The following is a 3094-nucleotide window of genomic DNA, read 5'->3' as shown; positions in this document are numbered from 1 at the left end:
ATTACTACAAAGTAAGGCTAAAAATGCTCCTTATATTACTCATGCTACTATGGGCAGAGTTGTGGATGGCCAGCAATCGGACCCGCTTCATATGGGAGCTGCAATGGCTCCTGCTGCGAGAGATACGATTGAAAGGCATCTGAAAAATACGAATAGCAAAATGAATGACTATGATTTGATTATGACAGGCGATCTTGGAAAGATAGGTCTTTCTATATTAAAAGAAATGTTCCAAGACGAGAATAGTGGAGTCATTTTACAGGATGCTGGTGCTCAATACTATGGAGACAACCAATTTTTTAATGCTGGAGCGAGTGGTCCTGGTTGCTCAGCCTCTGTATTCTTTAGTCATATTTATAGTCAGCTGAAAAAGGGAACAATTAACCGAGTGTTATTAGTAGCAACAGGGGCTCTATTGTCTCCTTTAACTTATCAACAAGGGGAAACAATCCCGTGTATAGCACATGCCATAGAATGTCGAATGGAGAAGAAGGGATAATATGATATCATCATTAGTCACAGCTTTTGTTGTAGGTGGATTAATTTGTGTAGTTGGGCAAATCTTAATGGATGCATTCAAGCTTACGCCAGCTCATACGTTAAGTGGATTAGTAGTTACGGGATCAATTCTAGATGGGTTTGGGTTATATGAGCCTCTCATCGACTTTGCTGGAGCTGGAGCAACCATACCAATTACCTCTTTTGGAAACTCATTAACTCATGGAGCGTTGGCCGAAGCAGAGAAGCATGGATTAGTTGGAGTAATAACAGGAATGTTTGAAGTAACTAGTTCTGGTATTAGTGCAGCAATCTTATTTGGTATCATTGGAGCCTTTATATTTCAGAAACGGAAAACCACCTACTAATTAAAATGCCCTACTTCCTCTTACCCCTTTGCATACTATAAGTTGAAAGGAAGGGGGGAAAGATATGTACGGCTATTGTGGTGGCGAAAGTTTTTGCTATGGTGGTGGTTACGGCTATGGCTATGGCGGAGGTTATGATGGTGGAGGATACGGTGGTTTTCAAGGCTCTAACGCATTTGTTCTGCTTGTAGTGTTATTCATTCTTTTAATAATAGTAGGAAGCACCTTTCTCCCTTAACACCTGGATATAAATAATGCGAGGGGGAAAATACATGCAAAATTCTTTTTTTAGAGCGATTGAGAATAAAACTGGCGTATCAATGGATCAGCTTTTTACATTAGCTAACGCTATTTCAAATGCGGATTTTACTGATGAACATCAAGTCAGAAAAATCGTAAGAAAAGTAGGCAGGGTAGCTAACAAACCTGTTTCTAAAGAATTAGAAGATCAGCTGACGAACTCTATCCTCCAAAAAGGAAGTTCCATCAGTTTAACTGATATCGAAAAAATGTTGTAATTTTTTTAAAAAAGAGGTTTAAGGTAATTTCAAATGGGGTAAAGAGCATAGAGTTTATAATGGAGGTGGATAAGAATGGGGTATATTATTCCAGTTCAACCATTGCAGTCACAAATTTATGCTAATCGAATGCAAATGGAAGAATATAATTTTGCTCAAATCAGCAATGTTCAATCAGTTAAAATGAAATCACTTTTTGATAATCACTTAACAAATCTTCAACAAAATGAAGATGTAGAACAAAAAGAAGAGAAGCAATTATCGGGTAATAAGGAACTTTCTAGCTTGCCATTATACAAAGGCTTTATCCAACCTAACCCCGTCAATTTATCACCTATTATTGCAGAAATATCAGGTAAAGGTCATTTTGTAAATACCTATATTTAAGCAAAAAGCAAAACCCGCTAACATATCGTTAGCGGGTTTTGCTTATGTAGGATTATAATTCTTTTTCCATAGCTCGATGAGGAATATTAGCCTCCAGAAATTCAGGGGACGTAATAATGTACCCTCTTTTTTCATAGAAAGGTAGCGCCTGACTTTGAGCATTAAGTTTTAGCTTTTTAAATTGATGATCCATCGCATATTTCTCCATACAATCCATCATCAAGTTACCTAAATGCTTCCCTCTGTACTCTGGTAAGATACATACTCGCTCTACTTTACCTACATGGGGCTCTGCAATACGGATGCGGCCAGCTCCAAAAGGAGTATCTCCATCATAGGCTACAAAATGCGTGGAATTCATATCATATTCGTCTAACTCTAAATGTAGAGGAACGTCTTGTTCCTCTACGAATACTTTTCTTCTTATCTGAATAGCATCCTCATATTCTTTCTCTGTTTCAACAATTTTTGCAAATACCAAGGTTACTCAGCTCCAGACAATCTAAATGTTTCATATACGGTCCATGAACCGTCTTCTAATTGGTACAACAGGTGAATTCGGTCAATTTCTTCCTCAAACTGTGCACCAATCATTTTTAATTGAGGTAAAATATCGTCGTGTTCACTTCCACTAAGTTTTTGCGCAATAGTAATATGAGGAACAAACGAATATGTTTCATCATCATGAAATTCAATAGAATTTAAATCCTCATGAAGCTTCTCAAGCTCTGGAGTTGACTGTACATTAAAATAGATAGCATTTGTTACAGGTGCAAAAGAACTTACCTTTGTAGTTTTCATAGTAAAAGGCTTATGTTTTTTAGCTATATCATTAATATGGTCAGCTATTGTTTTAATTTGGGCTTCATCTGCCTCAAAAACTCCCTTTAATGTCATATGAGGAGTAATTAGGGCATAATGGGGATCATAACGCTTTCTATAAGAGTTTGCAAAATCTTGTACCTTTTTTGATGGAAAAGCAACAATACCGTATTTCATAATCATGACCTCCTTATAATTATCTTACAATATATTTCTATTATATCAAAAATACCCTACAGACTGAAATTGTTTAGCAGTGATCTTTTAATATCTGGCTGCCAAAGCTTCCATGTATGGTCTCCCTTTAATTCGTCGTAAAAGGTAGAAACTCCTTTATTTTTTAGCAAATCATGCAGTTGTCGATTAGGTGTAAGGAAATCGGTCAGTAGTCCGTCTCCTGTTTTAACTGCCGTTTCTTCATTTCCTATTACTTGATAAATGGAAAAAGCACTTACCTCTGTATGATTTTCTACCTTTTCTAAAATTTCTTCATTAACCAAA

At 36.6% G+C, this 3094-nt stretch carries 7 protein-coding genes and 1 pseudogene; 5 read left to right on the top strand and 3 right to left on the bottom strand.

Going from position 1 to position 3094, the window contains the following annotated elements:
* From AC06OU_RS17005 to AC06OU_RS16985, 5 genes and pseudogenes are all read left to right on the top strand, one after another.
* Positions 1-499: pseudogene (locus AC06OU_RS17005) on the top strand (stage V sporulation protein AD); the annotation flags it as partial.
* Position 500: 1 nt separating this feature from the next.
* Positions 501-866, top strand: a complete 366-nt coding sequence (gene spoVAE / locus AC06OU_RS17000; RefSeq protein ID WP_475857358.1) for a stage V sporulation protein AE — start codon at positions 501-503, stop codon at positions 864-866.
* 64 nt (positions 867-930) lie between these two features.
* Positions 931-1104: a YjcZ family sporulation protein gene (locus AC06OU_RS16995; protein ID WP_169358869.1), complete on the top strand. Its 174-nt coding sequence runs from the start codon at positions 931-933 to the stop codon at positions 1102-1104.
* Between the two features lie 34 nt (positions 1105-1138).
* Positions 1139-1384 (top strand): stage VI sporulation protein F, encoded by a 246-nt coding sequence (locus tag AC06OU_RS16990; protein WP_169358870.1) that lies wholly within the window; start codon positions 1139-1141, stop codon positions 1382-1384.
* Between the two features lie 75 nt (positions 1385-1459).
* The gene (locus tag AC06OU_RS16985; protein WP_169358871.1) at positions 1460-1771 is read left to right on the top strand and encodes a hypothetical protein; all 312 of its coding nucleotides are present in this window, start codon (positions 1460-1462) and stop codon (positions 1769-1771) included.
* A 52-nt stretch (positions 1772-1823) separates the two neighbouring features.
* On the opposite strand, the gene AC06OU_RS16980 is transcribed toward AC06OU_RS16985, so the two are convergent.
* From AC06OU_RS16980 to AC06OU_RS16970, 3 genes are all read right to left on the bottom strand, one after another.
* The gene (locus AC06OU_RS16980; protein ID WP_475857355.1) at positions 1824-2252 is read right to left on the bottom strand and encodes a GNAT family N-acetyltransferase; all 429 of its coding nucleotides are present in this window, start codon (positions 2250-2252) and stop codon (positions 1824-1826) included.
* Between the two features lie 2 nt (positions 2253-2254).
* Positions 2255-2770 (bottom strand): YjcG family protein, encoded by a 516-nt coding sequence (locus tag AC06OU_RS16975; protein WP_169358873.1) that lies wholly within the window; start codon positions 2768-2770, stop codon positions 2255-2257.
* A 56-nt stretch (positions 2771-2826) separates the two neighbouring features.
* The coding region (locus tag AC06OU_RS16970) for an alpha/beta hydrolase-fold protein (RefSeq protein ID WP_475857353.1) at positions 2827-3094 on the bottom strand (268 nt) is incomplete at its 5' end.

This window comes from Psychrobacillus sp. (assembly GCF_056205495.1).
Note: the sequence above shows the minus strand (reverse complement) of the source record. Positions and strands in the feature narration are given on the sequence as shown.

Coding starts and splice junctions, on each gene's coding strand:
- AC06OU_RS16995 (WP_169358869.1), top strand. CDS start 931: ATGTACGGCTATTGTGGTGGCGAAAGTTTTTGCTATGGTGGTGGTTAC.
- AC06OU_RS16985 (WP_169358871.1), top strand. CDS start 1,460: ATGGGGTATATTATTCCAGTTCAACCATTGCAGTCACAAATTTATGCT.
- spoVAE (WP_475857358.1), top strand. CDS start 501: ATGATATCATCATTAGTCACAGCTTTTGTTGTAGGTGGATTAATTTGT.
- AC06OU_RS16990 (WP_169358870.1), top strand. CDS start 1,139: ATGCAAAATTCTTTTTTTAGAGCGATTGAGAATAAAACTGGCGTATCA.
- AC06OU_RS16975 (WP_169358873.1), bottom strand. CDS start 2,770: ATGAAATACGGTATTGTTGCTTTTCCATCAAAAAAGGTACAAGATTTT.